Origin of the sequence: Flavobacterium sp. 5 (genome assembly GCF_002813295.1) — a bacterium.
Taxonomy (GTDB): domain Bacteria; phylum Bacteroidota; class Bacteroidia; order Flavobacteriales; family Flavobacteriaceae; genus Flavobacterium.
On sequence record NZ_PHUE01000001.1, the window covers coordinates 4,423,211 to 4,445,523 of the forward strand.

The following is a 22,313-nucleotide window of genomic DNA, read 5'->3' on the forward strand; positions in this document are numbered from 1 at the left end:
TTTTTCTATGAAGCTTTATAAAATTCTAATTTTTTGCTTTTTGACCTCACTATCGGTTCATGCCCAAGACCCCAAAAATGATAACATACCAATGGGCTATGTCTTAACAGAAGCAGATAGTATATTTGGCGACACCATCGTACTGCCTGAATTAGTAATCGAAACACACAAAATGAGTGATGAAGATAAAAAGCAATTTTTATTACTTCAAAAAAGAGTTTACGCCACCTATCCATACGCAAGAATTGCTGCCGAAAGATTGACTTCATTAAATAGAGGTATGCAAAAGTTTACCAACAAAAGAGATCAAAAAAGGTATTTCAAGATAGTAGAAGATTATTTAAGCAATGAGTTTGAAGCTCGTCTAAAAAAGCTCTCCAAAAAACAAGGGCAAATCTTGGTTAAATTAATAGATAGACAAACAGGATCCACAACATACGAGTTAATTAAGAACCTCAAAAGTGGTTTCAAAGCATTTGTGTCCAATACAACGGCCAGTATGTTCAGTATTGACTTAAAAATGAAGTATCTGCCTTTCGAGGTCAATGAAGATTATTTAATAGAGACCATTTTAGTCAGGGGCTTTGAATCCGGTAGACTTAGAAAACAAGATGCAGCACAACCCATAGATTATGAAAAGCTAGACGAAGCTTGGGAGAAAAAATAAACCAAAACATTTATATAATAGGAGAGAGATGATTACTAAAGGTAATTATCTCTCTTTTTTTGTTTCAATAATAATCAGGAGCTATTTCCTGCTATCCGTTCCAATCTTGTGGGCCGAACCCCGGCCCACAAGGATTTCCACTACTATCAGGGCTAGGGCATGAGGTTTCATAAGAGAGATTTGTTTTTTAGATACACCTATTATATATGTATAGCACCTTTTTGATGCAAGCCCCCCCCCATATTCTGAACCCTTCAGAATAACAACCCAACCATATTTTAGATTAAAAAGCAACCACCACATCTAAAACCAATGATATTATACTTTTTATATATAACATTTATATAAAAAGTATAAATAATTTATATAAAAAGTATAAATGATTTATATGAAAAGTATAATTGTTTCATATGAAAAGTATAATTGATTTATACAAAACGTATAAATGATTTATACAAAATGTATAATTGATTTGTATAAAAAATATAAATGATTTATATAAAACGTATAAATGATTTGTATAAAAAATATAAATGATTTATACGAAAGGTATAATTGTTTTATACGAAAAGTATAAATGATTTATATAAAAAGTATAAATGATTTATACGAAAGGTATAATTGTTTTATACAAAAAGTATAATTGTTTTATACAAAACGTATAAATGATTTATATGAAAGGTATAAATGTTATATACAAAAAGTACATTGTGTAGTAAGTACAGTCAAAAACGATACTTCTATGTGCTTAAAACAATAAAAATTTAGAATCACCACTCAGTACCTATATATAGTATAGCGAATAAACCATGTATTATTCCCAAAGAAACCTCCAAAACCCTAGCAAAACCGATAAAACACCTCAAAATCCAATACCCAAATTCAAAAATCATCAAAAAGTGACTTTGTAACCCGCCTTAAACCAGTGTATTAAAAAATAAACAAAAAATAGTTGTAAAAAGGCATTGCAGAAACGAATAAACGTGGTACTTTTGCACCCGCAACAGCGAATAAGTTCTTGGAAAATCTGGCAAGTAATTCAAAATCAAAACGAAAATTTATTTTCAAAAAAGATTCAGAAAAGCTTGTGAGAAATAAAAGAGTTAGTTACTTTTGCACCCCGCTAAATTAGCAACGATCTTTGAAATACTGATAAGAAAACGAGAAGCAAACGAAAAAGAAATTTTTCTAAAAAAACTTCAAAAAGTTCTTGCCAGTTAAAAAGAAATTGCTACTTTTGCACCCGCTTTGAGAAACAAGCGAAATACAAAAAGACACGTTCCTAGACATATTGAATTGACAGCCGTTTCGTTGAAAAACGAAACAAATAAAATAAGAGTAATAGAATCGTATAGATTTGAATAAACACCGATAGAAACTGAGTCGAATAATAATAGCTTGATTTATCAAGCAAACAATATACGATGAAGAGTTTGATCCTGGCTCAGGATGAACGCTAGCGGCAGGCTTAACACATGCAAGTCGAGGGGTATATTTCTTCGGAATTAGAGACCGGCGCACGGGTGCGTAACGCGTATGCAATCTACCTTTTACAGAGGGATAGCCCAGAGAAATTTGGATTAATACCTCATAGTATTACGAATCGGCATCGATTTGTAATTAAAGTCACAACGGTAAAAGATGAGCATGCGTCCCATTAGCTAGTTGGTAAGGTAACGGCTTACCAAGGCTACGATGGGTAGGGGTCCTGAGAGGGAGATCCCCCACACTGGTACTGAGACACGGACCAGACTCCTACGGGAGGCAGCAGTGAGGAATATTGGACAATGGGCGCAAGCCTGATCCAGCCATGCCGCGTGCAGGATGACGGTCCTATGGATTGTAAACTGCTTTTGCACAGGAAGAAACAACTCTACGTGTAGAGTCTTGACGGTACTGTGAGAATAAGGATCGGCTAACTCCGTGCCAGCAGCCGCGGTAATACGGAGGATCCAAGCGTTATCCGGAATCATTGGGTTTAAAGGGTCCGTAGGCGGTTTTGTAAGTCAGTGGTGAAAGCCCATCGCTCAACGGTGGAACGGCCATTGATACTGCAAGACTTGAATTATTAGGAAGTAACTAGAATATGTAGTGTAGCGGTGAAATGCTTAGAGATTACATGGAATACCAATTGCGAAGGCAGGTTACTACTAATGGATTGACGCTGATGGACGAAAGCGTGGGTAGCGAACAGGATTAGATACCCTGGTAGTCCACGCCGTAAACGATGGATACTAGCTGTTGGGAGCAATCTCAGTGGCTAAGCGAAAGTGATAAGTATCCCACCTGGGGAGTACGTTCGCAAGAATGAAACTCAAAGGAATTGACGGGGGCCCGCACAAGCGGTGGAGCATGTGGTTTAATTCGATGATACGCGAGGAACCTTACCAAGGCTTAAATGTAGATTGACCGGTTTGGAAACAGACTTTTCGCAAGACAATTTACAAGGTGCTGCATGGTTGTCGTCAGCTCGTGCCGTGAGGTGTCAGGTTAAGTCCTATAACGAGCGCAACCCCTGTTGTTAGTTGCCAGCGAGTCATGTCGGGAACTCTAACGAGACTGCCAGTGCAAACTGTGAGGAAGGTGGGGATGACGTCAAATCATCACGGCCCTTACGCCTTGGGCTACACACGTGCTACAATGGCCGGTACAGAGAGCAGCCACTGGGCGACCAGGAGCGAATCTACAAAACCGGTCACAGTTCGGATCGGAGTCTGCAACTCGACTCCGTGAAGCTGGAATCGCTAGTAATCGGATATCAGCCATGATCCGGTGAATACGTTCCCGGGCCTTGTACACACCGCCCGTCAAGCCATGGAAGCTGGGGGTGCCTGAAGTCGGTGACCGCAAGGAGCTGCCTAGGGTAAAACTGGTAACTAGGGCTAAGTCGTAACAAGGTAGCCGTACCGGAAGGTGCGGCTGGAACACCTCCTTTCTAGAGCCTTAGTTGTTAGCAATTTATTGCACGCTAGGGAAAGAAGACGAAGAATTTATAGGTTACAAATTAAAGATTATATTACTCTTGCTGTTAATTTAAAAAAATAAAGAATAAAAGTAGAGGCGTTGCAGTGCAACGACTAATACAATTTAAGAATAAAGAGTGTCTCGTAGCTCAGCTGGTTAGAGTACTACACTGATAATGTAGGGGTCGACAGTTCGAGTCTGTCCGAGACAACTATTTTAAGAGTTATAAGTCATAAGTTATGAGTTATAAGTTTAAAAGAATTGAAATTCTTAAAAAAAGGAAATTTTAGAAGTTGAGCGTTTATGAGCAAATTCATAACTCATAATTCATAACTCATCATTTAAAAATGGGGGATTAGCTCAGCTGGCTAGAGCGCCTGCCTTGCACGCAGGAGGTCAACGGTTCGACTCCGTTATTCTCCACAATCCGGTAGAGACGTTGCATTGCAACGTCTCTACTAAGGAAAAAGTTCATTGACATATTGAGATAAGAAATAATAAAAAGTAGAAAGCGTTTTTTACTATTTATAGTAAAAGACAAAAAAAAACGGTCTTAATTAATTTTAAGATTGGTACAATAAGCAAAATAAGGGCGTATGGGGGATGCCTTGGCTCTCAGAGGCGATGAAAGGCGTGATAAGCTGCGAAAAGTTACGGGGACGAGCACACATCGATTGATCCGTAAATACCTGAATGGGGCAACCCACTATGTTGAAGACATAGTACACCGATAGGTGGGCAAACCCGCTGAACTGAAACATCTAAGTAGGCGGAGGAGAAGAAAACAAAAGTGATTCCGTAAGTAGTGGCGAGCGAACGCGGATTAGCCCAAACCAATGTTGTTACGGCAATGTTGGGGTTGTAGGACCACGACATTTCTTGCATAAAGAATTAGAATCTACTGGAAAGTAGAGCCAAAGAAGGTGATAGCCCTGTATAAGTAATGAATGTAAAGGATAGTGGTATCCTGAGTAGGGCGGGGCACGTGAAACCCTGTCTGAATTTGGCGGGACCATCCGCTAAGGCTAAATACTCCTGAGAGACCGATAGTGAACCAGTACCGTGAGGGAAAGGTGAAAAGAACCGTGAATAACGGAGTGAAATAGATCCTGAAACCATACGCTTACAAGCGGTCGGAGCCCTTTTGTGGGGTGACGGCGTGCCTTTTGCATAATGAGCCTACGAGTTAACGTTGCTGGCAAGGATAAATGGTTAAGCCATGGATCCGTAGCGAAAGCGAGTCTGAATAGGGCGCTTTAGTCAGTAGTGTTAGACGCGAAACCGTGTGATCTACCCATGGGCAGGATGAAGCGCTGGTAACACAGTGTGGAGGTCCGAACCGGTTGACGTTGAAAAGTCTTCGGATGACCTGTGGGTAGGGGTGAAAGGCCAATCAAACTCGGAAATAGCTCGTACTCCCCGAAATGCATTTAGGTGCAGCGCACGGCGTAAAGTTATATAGAGGTAGAGCTACTGATTGGATGCGGGGGCTTCACCGCCTACCAATTCCTGACAAACTCCGAATGCTATATAATGTTTCCGTGCAGTGAGGGCTTGGGTGCTAAGGTCCAAGTCCGAGAGGGAAAGAACCCAGACCATCAGCTAAGGTCCCCAAATATATGTTAAGTTGAAAGAACGAGGTTTGTCTGCCCAGACAGCTAGGATGTTGGCTTGGAAGCAGCCATTCATTTAAAGAGTGCGTAACAGCTCACTAGTCGAGCGGACGAGCATGGATAATAATCGGGCATAAACATATTACCGAAGCTATGGATTTGTAATTTATTACAAGTGGTAGGGGAGCATTCTAACAGGGTTGAAGGTGTGTTGTAAAGCATGCTGGACTGGTTAGAAAAGAAAATGTAGGCATAAGTAACGATAATGCGGGCGAGAAACCCGCACACCGAAAGACTAAGGTTTCCACAGCTATGCTAATCAGCTGTGGGTTAGTCGGGACCTAAGGCGAACCCGAAAGGGACAGTCGATGGACCACGGGTTAATATTCCCGTACTACTAATTACTGTGATGGGGTGACGGAGTGATGAAAGCGCCGCGAACTGACGGAATAGTTCGTTGAAGTACCTACCTATAAGCTGCGCAGGCAAATCCACGCGGCTTGGGGAAATACGATAGTACTCGGAGTCTTCGGACAAAGAGATAGTGCGCCTAAGGGCTTCCAAGAAAAACCTCTAAACTTCAGGTAATTAGTACCCGTACCGCAAACCGACACAGGTAGTCGAGGAGAGAATCCTAAGGTGCTCGAGAGATTCATGGCTAAGGAATTAGGCAAAATAGACCCGTAACTTCGGGAGAAGGGTCGCCCCGAGTAATCGGGGCCGCAGTGAAGAGGTCCAGGCGACTGTTTATCAAAAACACAGGGCTCTGCAAAATCGTAAGATGAAGTATAGGGCCTGACACCTGCCCGGTGCTGGAAGGTTAAGAGGAGATGTTATCTTCGGAGAAGCATTGAATTGAAGCCCCAGTAAACGGCGGCCGTAACTATAACGGTCCTAAGGTAGCGAAATTCCTTGTCGGGTAAGTTCCGACCTGCACGAATGGTGTAACGATCTGGACACTGTCTCAGCCATGAGCTCGGTGAAATTGTAGTAACGGTGAAGATGCCGTTTACCCGCAGTGGGACGAAAAGACCCTGTGCACCTTTACTATAGCTTAGTATTGACCTTGGATAAATGATGTGTAGGATAGGTTGGAGACTGTGAAGTGGCGTCGCTAGGCGTTGTGGAGTCATTGTTGAAATACAACCCTTTGTTTATCTGAGGCCTAACCCCGCTTTGCGGGGGACATTGCTTGGTGGGTAGTTTGACTGGGGTGGTCGCCTCCAAAAGAGTAACGGAGGCTTCTAAAGGTTCCCTCAGTACGCTTGGTAACCGTGCGTAGAGTGCAATGGCATAAGGGAGCTTGACTGAGAGACATACAGGTCGATCAGGTACGAAAGTAGAGCATAGTGATCCGGTGGTTCCGCATGGAAGGGCCATCGCTCAAAGGATAAAAGGTACGCCGGGGATAACAGGCTGATCTCCCCCAAGAGCTCATATCGACGGGGGGGTTTGGCACCTCGATGTCGGCTCGTCACATCCTGGGGCTGGAGAAGGTCCCAAGGGTTGGGCTGTTCGCCCATTAAAGTGGCACGCGAGCTGGGTTCAGAACGTCGTGAGACAGTTCGGTCTCTATCTACTGTGGGCGCAAGAAATTTGAGTGGATCTGATTCTAGTACGAGAGGACCGAATTGGACAAACCTCTAGTGTATCTGTTGTCCCGCCAGGGGCACCGCAGAGTAGCTACGTTTGGAAGGGATAAGCGCTGAAAGCATATAAGCGCGAAACCCACCACAAGATGAGATTTCTTTTAAGGGTCGTGGGAGATGACCACGTTGATAGGCTATAGATGTAAAGGCAGTAATGTCATAGTCGAGTAGTACTAATAACCCGTAAGCTTATGTACACCCTTTTCCCGAGTCGCAAGACTCGGGAAGAAACTTTCTAATACATTTTTTATATTCTTTATCTCAGTATGTTAAGATATTGTTGCAATGCACGAGTTCTAAATTAGGAATTACGACTTGCAAGATGATTGTCCAAAGCAATTATAACTTCTTAAGGTGGTTATTGCGGCGGGGCTCACCTCTTCCCATCCCGAACAGAGTAGTTAAGCCCGCCTGCGCAGATGGTACTGCAGTTATGTGGGAGAGTATGTCGCTGCCTTTTTTTATAAAAACCCTGTTTCGATAAGAAACAGGGTTTTTTGTTTTACAAAAAACTCAGTTTATATAAAAAAATAACTATTGTATATTGCCCCAAACAGTTACTGAATTACCATAGAGGTGGATATATCGTTTTCGTGGAGTTAAAATAGCACTTATATTAGAGAATGTAGTTGTGTTTTTATAGGAATTATGAGACTACTTTAGCTATAGAAATAATTACTAATTTAAAACGCAGTATCATGAAAACGATTTTAAAATTCAGTTTAGTAGTATTAGTAGCAATGACTACAATGAGTACTTATGCAATCAATAGTGATTTTTTACTTAATGTAAAAAAGGGAGAAGGTAAAGAAATTAGTTTTTCGGTAAATGAGATACAAAAAGCTACTGTAACGATCTATGATGAGTCCCATAATGTGATTTATAATGAAACAGTAACCGGTAAAGGAGGAATAACAAGAGCATATAGTCTTGAGGAGTTTCCACAGGGGATTTACTTTTTGGAAGTAGAGACTAACTTAAAGAAAGTAACTCATGAGATTGTAGTTGCTGATACAGCCACTACCTTATCTAGAAAAGCAATCGCTGAAGTCTATAAAGGCGATTTGAAAATGAAAAATCAAAATGTGGCAGAAGTAAACTAATTGTTTTAGGATTAAACAACTTCGAATAAGAACAGCTCTTTGGGTAGTCATGGTCGGAAGAAAATCTTCCGACTTTTTTTGCTTTCAATTATTTATTTAACGAGATTTTTCTTGTTTATAGTATTGATTTTACGTATATTTATTACTGGTAAATCAGTAATCTATGACAAATTTTAAAGACCACAAAGTATCCGTTAAAGAGTTATTAGGCTTCATTCCAGAGGCTCTCTTATCTCATCTTTCCACCAGTACTAAAGTAGATCATTATTCAAAAGTTCTTCATGGCAAAAAAGTATTTTATCTGCTTTTATATTCTATAATGGACAACGAAAAGCTCAGCCAACGAACATTGGAAGACACCTTTAACTATTCAGGTTTTAAATCTATATTTAACTTGGATGAATCAGAAACTATCCGAAGAAGTTCAATTTCTGAGAGACTCTCGAAGATTGATGCGAGTTATTTCAAAGAAATTTTTGAATGTATGTATGATCGTTTTTCTGAGAGTTACAATCAGTTAGAAAGAAGCAAGTATAATTTAATTCGGGTAGATAGTACCATTGTTGCAGAAGCTGCTGGGAAACTCAAAGAAGGTATTGATCAAAAAAGCGGTAAAAAACTTATAAAATATAGTATTTTCTTTGACGGAATTCTTCCTTCTGGTGTTGAGATATTTAATGCTCAAAGATATTCAGCAGAAGATAATGCTCTTCCCGAAGCTATTTTAAATCAAGTAAAAAAAGATACTGAACATAGCAATATTTACATTATCGACAGAGGTATTCAATCCACCCGAACTATGAAAGACTTTGATAAAAAGAATATCAAATTTGTTATCAGGTCTAAGGAAAACCGAAAACATCAAGAAATACGGTCTTTGATTCAGGAAAATCAGGATTTAGATATTGGAGAAAATATCTTAATTCAAGACAGTATTGTCAACCTTTACACAGGTGTTCCAATAAAAAACAAGCGATGGAACACACATCATCGCCAAGAAAAAGTCAATAATCAATTCAGGCTAGTGGTTGTGAAAAACAAACAAAATCCCGAAAAAGTTTTTTGGTTTATTACTAATGATTTTCAACTTACTGCTAAAGAAGTTGCTGATTATTACAGGAAAAGATGGGATATTGAAGTTTTTTTTAGATTTATCAAACAAGAACTCAATTTTAGTCATCTTGTTTCACTCAGCAAAAATGGAATAGAAGTAATGGTTTATATGACTTTAATTGTTGCAATGCTTATCCTTATGTATAAAAAAGCAAATAATATTGGTTATAAAACCGCTAAAAGAAGATTTGTTTTGGAACTTAGAGAACTTATTATTGCAATAATGATAACGTTGACAGGTGGAGATCCTTCAAAAGTCTTTAAAACATAAGTGGCCGGAATTTCTTCCGACCACTACTAGCTCTTTGGGGGCTGTTTTTTTGTTTTAAGAACTTTTAAAACCTCAAATGTTCTTCATGAAACCGAATTTGTATGAGGGATGGAAATTATACTTGATTTAACTTATTCTATAATGTTAATAATATTTTGTTTACTTATTTTATATTTGATCAAATTATTAATAATTTATGAAAGTTAAGGACAATTTATACAATCAAAGAATTTTTTCAATAGATGCTCTACATGTAATAACAATTTTTGTAATGATTTTTGTAATGAGTTGGCAAGTGTTAAAGATGTGCCACAATGGATGAAACATATGTCTGCAGATGAAGATGCTATGACTTTTGTAGATGTTGTTTTTCCTGCTTTTTTATTTATTGTTGGAATGTCTGTACCTTTTATTTAATACTAGATTACTTAAAGGAGATAGTTTTAAAACTATTTGGTTTCATACTCTAAAAAGAGCTTAGCTCTAATTATTATAGGTGTTTTTATGATAAATGTTGTGTATGGTTACGATGTGTCAAAAATGATTATAGCTCCAGCAATTTTGGGCCTTTTAGCTTATGTGATAACTATTCCGATTTGGAACAAATATGCTAAAGATTTTCCAATTTGGATAAAACATACTTTCCAATATGGTGGAATACTAGTTTTAGTTGCTCTTTACTTTTTATACGTTCAAGATACGGGTGAAATTGAGATGACACCAAAATGGTGAAGGATTCTTGGTTTAATTGGTTGGGCATATCTTTTTACTGTATTGTATTATTGGCTTGTTTCAGGGAAATTATGGGCTATGATTTTGTTTCTAATTGTTTGCATTACTGCTAATTCAATGAATTTTATAGAAGGAATGATAACAAATTCAGCATTAAGTTTTGTTGCAGGACATTTGACACATGCAACATTGGTAACTGCGGGAATAATTATTTCACTATTATTTTTTGATAGAAAAGTACCTTTAAAAATCTATAGGGCAGTATTAAGCTTTGTAGTGTTCTTTTTTGTGATTGGGTATTTACTTCGTCCATATTTTCGGAATTTCAAAAATAAAAAGGACTCCATCTTGGACATTTTTTTGAGCTGCAATTTGTACGATTTTATTTTATTTCCTTTATCGGGTAATGGAAATAAAGAAACAAACTAAATGGAGTAACTTCTTTATGCCTGCCGCTGCAAATCCTTTGTTGATTTATATTTTACCAGGTGTCATTTATTATTTTACTCTAGCATTTGATTTTCATATAATTCTAGAGTATTTTACAGAAGGTCTTCCAGGAATTATATGGTCGTTGGTTTTTTCAACAATAATGCTTGGAGTGATGAAAATATGGAATAAATATAAGATTCAGTTGCATTTGTAAAGTTTTAGATTTTATTATTTATTTCAGCTACAATTTTTGGGGACATACAAAATAAAAATTGTATCTGAAACTTTTAATAAATCCATTGAATTCTGAATTGTAAACTATTGGTTATCCCGGTTATGCCATCTTTTTCTAAATTACTGATACCATAAACTAATCCGGCTTTCCAGTATTGGGTAGCCCACCAGTTCAGTCCAAAACTATAGCGATTGTTTATACCGCCATGAACCTCTTTTGTTTCTAGATCATTTTCTCCAACACGAACAAAAATTTCCCATGCACCATATTTTTCAGTTGGTTTTATTCTTCGGGCATAAGCTGCTTTTTGGTCATATGGTCTTTGCTCACCGCTTAAAACGTAACTTCCAGTCACATAATATCCGCTAAATTGTTCCATTCCAAAGTCTTTTGTGGCTGTCCAGTTGTGAACATATTCCATTAAAACAGAAAAGTTATCTAAGCTCCAAAGTTGTTCCATACTAAGGTTTAATTGATGCGAAGCATCCATATCACCTGTATCAACGTAACTTGTGGTTATATTTGATTCGTTTTTACCTTTTAATCGAACAATGTCATTTTTTGAATCAACATAGCGCACGCCAACTCCCATGTGCATAAATTCCTTTCCTTCATTTTGCCATTTGGGCAGTCCTGTAATTCTGGCGGTAAAAGTAGTATTTGAAGATGAAAAACTTTTATCATCCCCTATAAAATCTTTAAAAACTCCGGCAGCAGCTGTCAATCGGTTATTCATGAAAAAGTGATGATAAATAATCCCAATATTGCGGCTATTGAAAAAAGGACTAAGTAATCTTTCAAAATGAGGTAAGTTGGCAGCGTCTCCTACCATTTCATAAACAAAAGTTTCTTTTATTTTTCCAACAGTAATATCGCTGTTTTCAGATAATGGTATTACAAACTTTAAGTCGGTAATTCCAAAATTTGGATCGTCTTCTGCTCTGTCAAAACCTTTGTATTCAACACTTATTAAGTACTTCCACGGATTTTTAAAATTTATTTTACCGCTTAACATAACTCTTGCACTTCTGATGTCAAATCGACTTTCTTGCGAACCAACTTGATTTTTACTGTCTTCGTCCTGAATATTGAGATTGTAATCTAAAATAGGTGCAAAACCTAGTTTGGTTGTAAACCATTTATTGTGTGATTTGGTCCATCTCATTCCTTTGTGAGTTGCATCAGGAATTAAATAGTTCTTAGTTGTATCAGCTAAAATTTGAGTTTGTGAGTCATCAACTAAATCAGTATGCTGTGAGAAAATTTTATTACTGAAGAAAAAGAAAAACAAGAAAATTGAAGTTTTTAAAATAAAGCTTTTTATCATTTTTTCTGAATTTAAATTACTACAGGCCTTTAATTTTTTAGCTCTTAATGTAATAGTGTTTTAAAATTATATTATTGGAGGTTTAAACCTTTGTGTATCTTTTTTAACTGGTAATGGTGTTGAATTTCAAGTAAATATAGGAATAGTTTTTATTTTATTAAGAGTCAATTAAAATATTGCTGTTATATGAGTTCTCGATTGCGAGAGGGATAGAAGCAAGCTGCCGAAGTAGCATGTATAGTCCGACCGTATCCTGATAAAAGGGCGTATATGCACAGGTAGATTAATCTTTTTATTAGGATACGGTCTCGTCCAGATAGTTGTAGCTAGATTTTTTTATTAAAATAGGGTATGGTTATTATTTTGTGTTGTCAATGATTTAAATTCTGAAAGGTTTCTGATAAGTGAAAATTGTTAAAAGTATTTTTACTTTAGAAATGAAAAAAAATGCCTTATTTTTACACTAAAATAATTTAAATATACATAGAATGGAATGGATTACTGCCAGAGAATTTGAAGATATAACCTATAAAAAATGTAATGGTGTAGCAAGAATCGCATTTAATAGACCTGATGTGCGCAACGCTTTTAGACCTAAAACAACTTCTGAATTATATCAGGCATTTTATGATGCACAGGAGGATACTTCAATTGGTGTAGTTTTATTGTCTGCAGAGGGGCCGTCTTCAAAAGATGGAGTGTATTCTTTTTGTAGTGGAGGAGACCAAAATGCTCGCGGGCATCAAGGATATGTTGGGGATGATGGACAACATCGTTTGAATATTCTTGAAGTTCAACGTTTGATTCGTTTTATGCCTAAAGTTGTTATTGCCGTGGTTCCAGGTTGGGCAGTTGGAGGAGGGCATAGTCTGCATGTAGTTTGCGATATGACTTTAGCTAGTAAAGAACATGCAATTTTTAAGCAAACGGATGCTGATGTTACAAGCTTTGATGGTGGGTATGGTTCTGCTTATCTTGCTAAAATGGTGGGACAGAAAAAAGCACGTGAAATTTTCTTTTTAGGTAGGAATTATTCAGCCCAAGAAGCTATGGATATGGGGATGGTTAATGCTGTTATTCCTCATGATGAATTGGAAGATACTGCTTATGAATGGGCACAAGAGATTCTTGGTAAATCGCCAATGGCTATCAAAATGCTGAAATTCGCAATGAATCTTACTGATGATGGCATGGTGGGACAACAAGTATTTGCGGGTGAAGCAACCCGATTAGCATATATGACAGAAGAGGCTAAAGAAGGTAGGAATGCATTCCTTGAAAAGCGCAAGCCAAATTTTGAAAAGAAATGGTTGCCATAAAAAGTTTAAATATTTAAAAATTATTGATTTCAAGTTTGGAACCAATAATTTAAAACTTTAAACCTGAAACAAAACTTATAAATGGAAGATTTTACAAACGAAACTATTGATACCACATTACTTCCAAAATTTGAGGAAGTTCAATTTTCTTTACTCCATCCTGATTATTGGAAAGTAATCTTAGCAGGATTAACTTTGTTTTTTGTAGTAATAGCAATAGGTGTTGGAACTATATTGTATTTTAATGAAGAACTTTTTCTATTTATTACTGAACTAAGTATTATTTATATTGTTTTGTTACTGCTAGTTGTGTTCATGTCGAGAATAAGTTTTAAGAAAAAAGGATTTGCATTTCGTACTCATGATGTTTTATTTAGACATGGAATAATTGCGACAAATACACTTGTAATACCTTATAACAGAGTGCAACATGTAGCTTTACATGAAGGATTGCTGTCTAGGTTTTTTGGTTTGGCAAGTATTGAGGTTTTTACAGCTGGAGGTAGTTCTAGTGATATTCAGATTCCTGGAATAGCCAAAGTACAAGCCGAAAACATCAAACAATTGTTGATGGGCAAAATTCAAAAACAACTATAATGGAATCCAATTTTAGCCAGCCTCAAAGGCAATCCATTGTTGGGATTTTTGTAATGTTTATCTATTCTTTTCAGAGATATGCAAAAGCGTTATGGCCTTTGTTGGTAATTTGTATCTTGAAATTTAATGAATTTGATAAACTTAATATACTAATAGGAATTATAAGTGTTGTAACTATTTTAATTTTTGTAGGAATTACATCTTATTTTAGATATTTGAACTTTACGTTTTATATCGACCAAGAAAATGATGAGTTTGTTATTACTGAAGGTGTTTTTAATAAAACAAAAACGGCTATACAGCTTAACAAAATTCAGCAAGTAAATATTAATCAATCTTTAATGCAGAGATTAGTTGGTGTTTATGAATTAGTTGTAGATACCGCAGGTTCAAATAAAAAAGAAGGAAGTATCAAAGCCATTTCACATGAATTGGCATTGGACTTAAAAGCACGTTTATTAGAGAACGAAAATAAAAAGTTAAAAAATGTTGATAATGTGATTAATAATTCATCAGAAATTTTGAATAAAAAAACTTTTGATGCTGAAGATCCATTTATAGAAATCAGTTTTTTGAGTTTATTGAAAATCGGATTTACTTCCAATTATGTGAAAAGCTTTTTTTTATTATTAGCTTTCTTTTTTACACTTTTCGATCATATCAAACAATTCACTGGAAGAGATATTCTGCATGATGAAAAAATAGAAAATTATGTAGACAAAAGTCATATGTTAACTGCTGTTTTGATACTGTTTATTATTTTCTTTTCAATAGTTATCATTGTCAATTTAGTCAAAACGATTTTTAAATATTTTGGTTACAAAATTGCAAAACAAAATGGTTCTTTATTGCTTTCTTACGGATTGTTAAATACTAAAAGCACTATTCTAAAACCTGAAAAAGTTCAAATTACGAGTATTACTCAGAACTATTTTCAGAAAAAAATGAATGTTTTAGGGCTTAAAATATCACAGGCAACAGGAGGTGAGAAGGAAGATCATAAATTAGCAATAGAAATTCCAGGCTGTAATGATTTTGAAAAAGAGGCTATTTTAAAATTACTTTTTCAACAGATTCCTGAAAAAGGAGTAATGTTAAAACCCAATTTTAGAAAACTAGGATTTTCAGTTTTTTTAACTGTTGGAGTACCGTTGTTGGGGTATTATTTTCTCAGAGACTTGATAATAGAACAAATACCAATGATAGATTATTTAGTATTATTTTTTGTTCTTTTTATTGGAGTAATTCAGTTCTATTTATTCAAAAATAATAGACTTTATATTAACGATGATTTTATAATTCTTCAAAGTGGAGCTTGGGATATTACTAATAAAATTATCAAACCAAGTAAAATTCAGGCGATTACTACATCTCAACTCTTTTGGCACAAAAATATCAACATTGGTTCTTTAACTTTGCATACTGCAGGAGGGAATATTAGTTTTCAATTAGGTAATTTTACAGCTATAAAGCAATATATCAATCTTTGGTTATATAGGATGGAAACTTCTGACAGCAATTGGATGTAGTATTTATAAATTAAAGCTGATATTGAGATTATTAAATATTAAAACAAACAAAATAATATAATGAAACACTGGATTGAAGCAGCAAGATTAAGAACATTACCATTATCCGTTTCGGGAATAATTGTCGGAAGCATGTATGCATTGGCAAATCCTACCGATAATGTACTTACACCAACAGAGGTTTTCAATTGGGAAGTATTTGCTTTCGCATTATTAACGACTTTGGGATTACAGGTACTCTCTAATTTTGCGAATGATTATGGTGACGGAATCAAAGGAACCGATAATGAAGATAGAGTAGGGCCAAAACGCGCTATTCAAAGTGGAGTAATAACACCTCAAGCAATGAAACGTGCTTTAGTGATTACTTCAATATTAACTTTGGCTTCGGCAATATTTTTGATTTATGTTGCATTTGGAGAAAGTAATCTCGTGTATTCTTTATTTTATCTGGTATTGGGTATAATGGCAATAATTTCTGCAATTCGCTATACTGTTGGGAAATCAGCCTATGGTTATCGCGGATATGGAGATATTTTTGTTTTTGTTTTCTTTGGATTAGTAAGTACTTTGGGAGTCAATTTTTTGTATTCAAAACAATTGGATTTCGTGCTTGTTCTACCAGCCGTTGCAATAGGTTTACTAAGTGTTGGAGTTCTGAATTTAAATAATATGCGTGATCAAGCTTCTGATACTAAATCAGGGAAAAATACCCTTGTAGTAAAAATGGGAGCTGCAAATGCTAAAAAATATCATTATTTTCTAATTGTAGGAGCAATGGTTTCGGTTGTCGCTTTTGCAATATTGAGTGATTTCCATTTTGATCAATATTTGTTTTTATTAGCATATATTCCGTTAACGAAACATTTAATCACAGTGTCCAAAAATCAAGATCCAAAATTACTTGATCCAGAATTGAAAAAAGTAGCGTTGAGTACCTTTTTGCTTTCAATACTATTGTCAATTTGTATGATTTCACTAATTTCAGATATTATTGTGAACGTTTTCTTAGGAGGAAGATGATTTTGTGTCAAATTCTATTTTTTTAATTTTAAAACTATAAAAAGATGAAAATAACATTCTACGGTCATGCCTCTTTAGGAATTGAAGTAAGTGGTAAAAATATACTTGTTGATCCTTATATTTCTGCAAATCCAAAAGCAGCCCACATTGATATTAATGACCTAAAAGCTGATTTTATTTTATTGACTCATGCTCATGGGGATCATATACTAGATGTTGAAGATATTGCAAAAAGAACCAATGCAGTGATTGTTTCCAATGCCGAAATTTCAGCTTATTATGGTAAAAAAGGATTTCAATCCCATCCAATGAATCACGGTGGAAGCTGGAATTTCGATTTCGGAAAAGTAAAATATGTTAACGCAATTCACTCCAGTACTTTTCCAGATGGATCATCTGGTGGGAATCCAGGTGGTTTTGTAATCGAAGGAGAACATAAAAATATCTACATTGCTGGTGATACTGCACTTACGATGGATATGAAACTGATTCCGATGCGAACTAAGCTCGATTTGGCTATTTTACCAATTGGAGATAATTTTACCATGGATGTTGATGATGCTATAATCGCTTCCGATTTTGTGGATTGTGATAAAGTTCTGGGGTATCATTTTGATACTTTTGGGTACATTGAGATCAATCACGAAGAAGCTATCAAGAAATTCTTCGACAAAGGCAAAGACTTGATGTTGCTGGAAATTGGTGGTTTTATTGAATTGTAATATCATAAAAAAAAGAGAAAGGAGCTTTTTCCTGCTATCCGTTTCAATCTTTTCTATTTTTAAAGAAAAAATAGAAAAGGATTTCCACTTCAAATGAAATTTACTGAACACCTATGAAAATAAAATCCAAGTAAAGTAATCAGGGCCAAGGTATTCCGAATTTCATAATCATTTGTTTTTAAACTAGATCAATTTCCTATAATGACCAAACAACTTCTTTTATTTATAGTATTTCTATTTGTAATAAATACATTCGCACAACAACAAGATGGGTATTGGGATAAAGAGCGATCAACTACCAAAGAAATAAAAGTTTCTGCAAGAGATCGTATTGTTGTACAAATTGATGATTTACCACTTGGAACAACAGAAATTGTTTATAGAATTACCCTTTTGGATGAAAATCAGCAATTAGCTAGTAGCTTGGTTTCTGTTTTAAAATCAATTCCTGATCCTACCGGAATTAGTCAAGGTTCTGCAGGTGCTGTTTTTGTTTTGTCAAAAATCTCAGGTGACGATAAATGTACCTATGCTATCTTCTCCAAACAAGATTTGGCAACACAATATCAAGATTCAGGAAAAACTCTAGAGTCTTGTTTAATTCAATCTGAGCCTGTTAGTAAAGATGCAAAACGTCTTTCTGTAGATAAATCTAGTTGTTTAAGTAATGATAATGGTTCTTTATGGTTTGGTTTTGAAAGCAAAAATTGGATCATGAATCAAAAAATCATATTGGAAGTTGTGCCTTGGGTGGATAAAAAATTAAGCCGTGGATGGACATTAGAAAACCGAAAACACATAATCAGTCAATGTAAAACTTCGAATTTAGCTCAAAAAATGAACAATTCGGATAGCTTTTGTGTTTGTGTGTTGGATAAAATTCAAGCTAAATACAAATTTCAAGAGTTTCAAAAGTTGTTAATGATGGAGCAGTCCAAAGTTTATAAAGATGCAGGTGATGTTTGTTTAGGGGAAATAAGCACTTCTCCAGCCCTTTCTGCTGATTTACGTAAAGATGCATCGCTTTTGATTAAAAATGGTAAATATGGTGCTGCAATTGAAAAATTAGCAGTAGTTATCAATAGTAACAAAGCGACAATTTTGGATTATAATACTATCGGGAGCTGTTATCTTTTAACTAAGCAATATGGTAAAGGACTAAAATACTTGCAGGATGCAGAAAAATTGGATAATACCGAGCTATTAGTTCAGTTAAATTTAGCGCATGCGTATTTACTCAATGATAACTACAAAGAAGCCAAAAAGATTTACAAAAAATACCAAAATCAAAATGTAACGGATAATTTGAGTTGGGTTCAGAAAACTGAACAGGATTTTAAGGCATTCCAAAAAGTGGGAATTCAGAATGAGGATTTTGAGCGTGTATTAAAATTGATTAAAGAATAGTATCGCAATTCAATGAAAGCAGCCTATCATAAATATATTTTAAATTTCAAACGCCCATCAGGGACTTCTCGCGGCGTCATGATAGAAAAAGAAACCTGGTTTATTGTTTTGGAGCATAACGGTAAAAAAGGAATAGGAGAGTGCGGTATTTTGAGGGGCTTGAGTATTGATGATCGTTCCGATTATGAAGAAAAATTACAATGGACTTGTACTAATATTCATCTTGGTAAAGATCAGCTTTGGGAAGCTTTATTAGAGTTTCCATCAATACAGTTTGGAATTGAAATAGCGTTCCAATCTTTGGATAGTGAAAATCCCTTTTTACTCTTTCCTTCTGACTTTACAAATGGGGTCAAATCTATCGTTATAAATGGATTAGTTTGGATGGGAGAAGAGGCTTTTATGAAGCAACAAATTGAAGAGAAATTAGCTGATGGTTATAATTGTATTAAACTCAAAATTGGCGCTATAGATTTTGATAAAGAACTGCAATTATTGCGATTTATTCGACAAAATTTTGCACCAGAACAAATCGAAATCAGAGTAGATGCTAATGGTGCTTTTGATTCAAATGAAGCTTTATTTAAATTGATTCAATTGTCTGAATTTAAACTACATAGTATTGAGCAGCCAATACAGAAAAACAACACTGACAGTATGGCAGAGTTGTGTAAAGTGACTCCTTTTCCGATTGCATTAGATGAGGAATTGATTGGTGTGTTTACAGTTGTAGAAAAAGAAAATTTATTGCTCAAAATCAAGCCGCAATACATCATTTTGAAACCTAGTTTTGTTGGAGGATTTAGAGGGACTCAAGAATGGATTTTATTGGCTGAAAAACATAATATAGGATGGTGGATAACATCCGCTTTGGAAAGTAATATTGGACTGAATGCGATTGCTCAATGGACTTTTTTATTAAATAATTCGATGCCTCAAGGATTAGGAACAGGGGTTTTGTATACTAATAATTTCGATTGTCCTTTGCGAGTTTCTCAAGGACAATTATGGTATAGTTCTGAATTAAACTGGAATTTGGATATCGATACTTTTTAGTTCTTCCTTTAAAAGAAAAAAAGGTTCAAAACAAATGTGTTTTGAACCTTTTTTATATATTGAAACCTGAATTTAGAATGTTAATATGGTAAAACTCTTTTGTTTTTTTGTTCTTCTAAGAGTTCTGCTACTGCTAAGTAAAAGGCGCTGCTTCCGCAAATTACACCAATTGCTCCCGCAACTGGAGCTAATGATTCAATACCGGTAATTTTTTCTATAGCTAAAACGAAAAACAAGATCGTTAATGATAAAAATACAAATTGTTGCACTTTACTACCTCCCCAAGTTCCCCACCACATAAAAGCAGTGAAAATTCCCCAAAGAGTTAAATAACAACCAAAAAATGGTGCTGGAGTTGTTCCTGCCATTTCAAAACCGGTATTTGGAAAAAGCCAAATACCAACCAAAGTTAGCCAAAAGAAGCCATAAGAAGTGAAAGCTGTTCCAGCAAATGTTTTTCCATTTTTATAAGATAGTATTCCTGCGATTATTTGGGCTAGGCCACCATAAAAAATTCCCATCGAAATAATTACGGCACTAACAGGGAAAAAACCCAAATTGTGAATATTTAATAAAATTGTAGTCATCCCGAAACCCAAAAGACCTAAAGGCGCTGGATTAGCTAATTTGTTCTCCATTTTTTTTAGTTTTTTAATAGTTAGAAAAATCTAATATAGCGTTATAGTTTGTTATCAATTGGTATAAAAATAACAATTTATGATATTAAATGCTCATGTAAAGAAAAGAAAGTAATTTATGCGTCTAAATCTAAACCAAAAGTGGTTCTTAATAATTCAATGTTTGGATTTATTTCTAAAAGACGGTTGTAACGATCTTGATCCGTAAAGCTTCTTTTTATATCTATACTTTCATTTACAATGACTTCAATATTTATGTCGTGATTATGTAAATGTCCTCGTAAATGCCTTAAAAGACCAATCATTTCGCTTTCGAAATCTAGTTTAGATCCTTCGTTAGGTAATTCAAAAGTAATTTTAGTATTGTTTAATTTTGGGTCATTAATTAATAATAAGGACTCCATTATTTTATACCCTTTATTTCCAAGACGTTCAGCATATTTAGTCCATTGCAAAAGCATTTCTGTTTCTGTAAATGATTCAGTAGGAAGTATAGTATTGTCTTCTTTTACAAATCCTTTTAAGTTTTCTTCTAAAGCTTTTTTTGCTCGAATACTGCTAAGGGACAAAGCAGAAAATTTTGCTTCGTTGTTTATTGTGCTTGATGTTGTATTGTTTTGAATTTGTGGTTTTTCTACAGCAACATCAATTGGTTTTACGGTTTCAGGCGTAAGGACTTTTGATTCAGTATTTTGATTATTGCCCTCTTTATTGCTGTTGGCATTGATAATAGTGTTTTCTTTTTTAGAAACTTCAACTATTGAATAATCAGTTTTTCTGAAATAAGTAGGAGGGATTATAAATTGTTCAACTTTTTTTTTTCTCCATCATAATTGATAGAGGCTAGTTGCATTAGGCAAAGTTCAACAAGTAGTCGTTGATTTTGACTTGCTTTGTATTTTAAATCACAATCGTTGGCGATTTCGATGCCTTTTAATAAAAAATCTTGACTACATTTTTGGGCTTGAATACCGTACATTTTTTGAGCTTGCTCGCCAACTTCAAGTAAAATAAGGGTTGAAGGAGTTTTGCTTACTAATAAATCTCTAAAATGACTAGCTAGTCCAGAAACAAAATGGTGTGCGTCAAAACCTTTGGCGAGGATATCATTGAAAGCGATTAATAAGTCAGGTATTTTATTTTCCAGAAGTAAATCGGTAATTGTAACGTAGGTTTCGTAGTCTAAAACATTTAAATTTTCGGTTACGGCCTGACGAGTTAAGTTGTTTCCGCAAAAAGAAACCACTCTATCGAAAATTGATAAAGCATCTCGCATAGCGCCATCTGCTTTTTGGGCAATGATATGCAAAGCGTCATCTTCAAAAAAAACACCTTGACTAGTAGCTACTTCTGCTAGATGTTCTTTAGCGTCTTTTACGGTAATTCTTTTGAAATCAAATATTTGACAACGAGATAATATCGTTGGAATAATTTTATGTTTTTCAGTGGTTGCCAATATAAAAATGGCGTGTTTTGGCGGTTCTTCTAAAGTTTTTAAAAATGCATTAAAAGCCGCTGAAGATAACATATGTACCTCGTCAATGATATATACTTTATATTGCCCTGTTTGTGGAGGAATACGTACTTGATCGATTAAATTTCGAATATCATCTACCGAATTGTTTGAAGCAGCATCTAGTTCGAACACATTAAATGCAAAATCTTCATTGGGATCATCATAACCTGGTTGATTTATTTTTCGAGCTAGAATACGTGCGCAAGTTGTTTTTCCTACACCACGTGGACCAGTGAATAAAAGAGCTGAAGCTAAGTGATTGCTTTCAATAGCGTTAAGTAAGGTATTGGTAATCGCTTTTTGCCCCACTACATCTTTAAATGTTTGGGGACGATATTTACGGGCCGATACTACAAATTGTTCCATGCTTTTCTTTATTCGAAAGCAAATATAGGATTTG

General features: G+C 35.3%; 17 protein-coding genes, 2 tRNA genes and 3 rRNA genes. 18 read left to right on the forward strand and 4 right to left on the reverse strand.

What is annotated here, in order from left to right; genetic code table 11:
• The first annotated feature begins 7 nt into the window (after positions 1 to 7).
• The 11 genes from CLU82_RS18520 to CLU82_RS21050 all read left to right on the forward strand — a co-directional run bounded on the left by CLU82_RS18520 (position 8) and on the right by CLU82_RS21050 (position 10,758).
• Positions 8 to 667, forward strand: coding sequence for a DUF4294 domain-containing protein (locus tag CLU82_RS18520; RefSeq protein ID WP_232735269.1), 660 nt, complete (start codon positions 8 to 10; stop codon positions 665 to 667).
• 1,421 nt (positions 668 to 2,088) lie between these two features.
• Positions 2,089 to 3,602 (forward strand): 16S ribosomal RNA (locus CLU82_RS18530).
• 166 nt (positions 3,603 to 3,768) lie between these two features.
• A tRNA-Ile gene (locus CLU82_RS18535) sits at positions 3,769 to 3,842 on the forward strand.
• Positions 3,843 to 3,980: 138 nt separating this feature from the next.
• Positions 3,981 to 4,054: transfer RNA gene (locus tag CLU82_RS18540), tRNA-Ala, on the forward strand.
• A gap of 152 nt (positions 4,055 to 4,206) precedes the next feature.
• Positions 4,207 to 7,090, forward strand: a 23S ribosomal RNA gene (locus tag CLU82_RS18545).
• Positions 7,091 to 7,243: 153 nt separating this feature from the next.
• A 5S ribosomal RNA gene (gene rrf, locus CLU82_RS18550) occupies positions 7,244 to 7,353 on the forward strand.
• The 16S, 23S and 5S rRNA genes sit together here with 2 tRNA genes alongside, the layout of an rRNA operon.
• A gap of 238 nt (positions 7,354 to 7,591) precedes the next feature.
• Positions 7,592 to 7,996 (forward strand): DUF3244 domain-containing protein, encoded by a 405-nt coding sequence (locus CLU82_RS18555; protein ID WP_100844498.1) that lies wholly within the window; start codon positions 7,592 to 7,594, stop codon positions 7,994 to 7,996.
• Positions 7,997 to 8,159: 163 nt separating this feature from the next.
• Positions 8,160 to 9,380 (forward strand): IS4 family transposase, encoded by a 1,221-nt coding sequence (locus CLU82_RS18560; protein WP_100844499.1) that lies wholly within the window; start codon positions 8,160 to 8,162, stop codon positions 9,378 to 9,380.
• Between the two features lie 288 nt (positions 9,381 to 9,668).
• Complete coding sequence (locus CLU82_RS21115; RefSeq protein ID WP_255409723.1) at positions 9,669 to 9,797, forward strand: hypothetical protein; 129 nt, start codon at positions 9,669 to 9,671, stop codon at positions 9,795 to 9,797.
• 87 nt (positions 9,798 to 9,884) lie between these two features.
• Complete coding sequence (locus CLU82_RS21045) at positions 9,885 to 10,112, forward strand: hypothetical protein (protein WP_232735270.1); 228 nt, start codon at positions 9,885 to 9,887, stop codon at positions 10,110 to 10,112.
• 406 nt (positions 10,113 to 10,518) lie between these two features.
• Positions 10,519 to 10,758: a hypothetical protein gene (locus CLU82_RS21050; RefSeq protein WP_232735271.1), complete on the forward strand. Its 240-nt coding sequence runs from the start codon at positions 10,519 to 10,521 to the stop codon at positions 10,756 to 10,758.
• A 73-nt stretch (positions 10,759 to 10,831) separates the two neighbouring features.
• Here CLU82_RS21050 and CLU82_RS18570 read toward each other — a convergent pair whose 3' ends face one another.
• Positions 10,832 to 12,106: a porin gene (locus CLU82_RS18570; RefSeq protein WP_100844500.1), complete on the reverse strand. Its 1,275-nt coding sequence runs from the start codon at positions 12,104 to 12,106 to the stop codon at positions 10,832 to 10,834.
• Between the two features lie 488 nt (positions 12,107 to 12,594).
• Between CLU82_RS18570 and CLU82_RS18575 the strand changes: the two genes are divergently transcribed.
• The 7 genes from CLU82_RS18575 to CLU82_RS18605 all read left to right on the forward strand — a co-directional run bounded on the left by CLU82_RS18575 (position 12,595) and on the right by CLU82_RS18605 (position 19,759).
• Positions 12,595 to 13,425 carry a 1,4-dihydroxy-2-naphthoyl-CoA synthase gene (locus CLU82_RS18575; RefSeq protein WP_100844501.1) on the forward strand — a complete coding sequence of 277 codons (831 nt, stop codon included), beginning with the start codon at positions 12,595 to 12,597 and terminating at the stop codon, positions 13,423 to 13,425.
• Between the two features lie 81 nt (positions 13,426 to 13,506).
• Positions 13,507 to 14,022 (forward strand): PH domain-containing protein, encoded by a 516-nt coding sequence (locus CLU82_RS18580; RefSeq protein ID WP_100844502.1) that lies wholly within the window; start codon positions 13,507 to 13,509, stop codon positions 14,020 to 14,022.
• Positions 14,022 to 15,551 (forward strand): PH domain-containing protein, encoded by a 1,530-nt coding sequence (locus CLU82_RS18585; RefSeq protein ID WP_100844503.1) that lies wholly within the window; start codon positions 14,022 to 14,024, stop codon positions 15,549 to 15,551. Before CLU82_RS18580 ends, CLU82_RS18585 begins: the two co-directional genes overlap by 1 nt.
• A 60-nt stretch (positions 15,552 to 15,611) precedes the next feature.
• A complete protein-coding gene (gene menA / locus CLU82_RS18590) occupies positions 15,612 to 16,574 on the forward strand; it encodes a 1,4-dihydroxy-2-naphthoate octaprenyltransferase (protein WP_100844504.1) in 963 nt (320 codons plus the stop codon).
• 44 nt (positions 16,575 to 16,618) lie between these two features.
• Entirely contained in the window at positions 16,619 to 17,296 is a 678-nt protein-coding gene (locus tag CLU82_RS18595; protein ID WP_100844505.1) for a metal-dependent hydrolase, read from the forward strand.
• A gap of 201 nt (positions 17,297 to 17,497) precedes the next feature.
• Positions 17,498 to 18,703 (forward strand): tetratricopeptide repeat protein, encoded by a 1,206-nt coding sequence (locus tag CLU82_RS18600; protein WP_100844506.1) that lies wholly within the window; start codon positions 17,498 to 17,500, stop codon positions 18,701 to 18,703.
• Positions 18,704 to 18,715: 12 nt separating this feature from the next.
• Positions 18,716 to 19,759 carry an o-succinylbenzoate synthase gene (locus CLU82_RS18605; RefSeq protein ID WP_100844507.1) on the forward strand — a complete coding sequence of 348 codons (1,044 nt, stop codon included), beginning with the start codon at positions 18,716 to 18,718 and terminating at the stop codon, positions 19,757 to 19,759.
• Between the two features lie 80 nt (positions 19,760 to 19,839).
• Here the strand turns inward: CLU82_RS18605 and CLU82_RS18610 are convergent, their stop codons facing one another.
• The 3 genes from CLU82_RS18610 to dnaX all read right to left on the reverse strand — a co-directional run bounded on the left by CLU82_RS18610 (position 19,840) and on the right by dnaX (position 22,279).
• A complete protein-coding gene (locus CLU82_RS18610) occupies positions 19,840 to 20,397 on the reverse strand; it encodes a GPR1/FUN34/YaaH family transporter (protein ID WP_100844508.1) in 558 nt (185 codons plus the stop codon).
• A gap of 116 nt (positions 20,398 to 20,513) precedes the next feature.
• Positions 20,514 to 20,966 carry a DNA polymerase III subunit gamma/tau gene (locus CLU82_RS18615; protein WP_232735272.1) on the reverse strand — a complete coding sequence of 151 codons (453 nt, stop codon included), beginning with the start codon at positions 20,964 to 20,966 and terminating at the stop codon, positions 20,514 to 20,516.
• Between the two features lie 227 nt (positions 20,967 to 21,193).
• Positions 21,194 to 22,279 (reverse strand): DNA polymerase III subunit gamma/tau, encoded by a 1,086-nt coding sequence (dnaX, locus tag CLU82_RS18620; RefSeq protein WP_100844509.1) that lies wholly within the window; start codon positions 22,277 to 22,279, stop codon positions 21,194 to 21,196.
• Positions 22,280 to 22,313 lie beyond the last annotated feature (34 nt).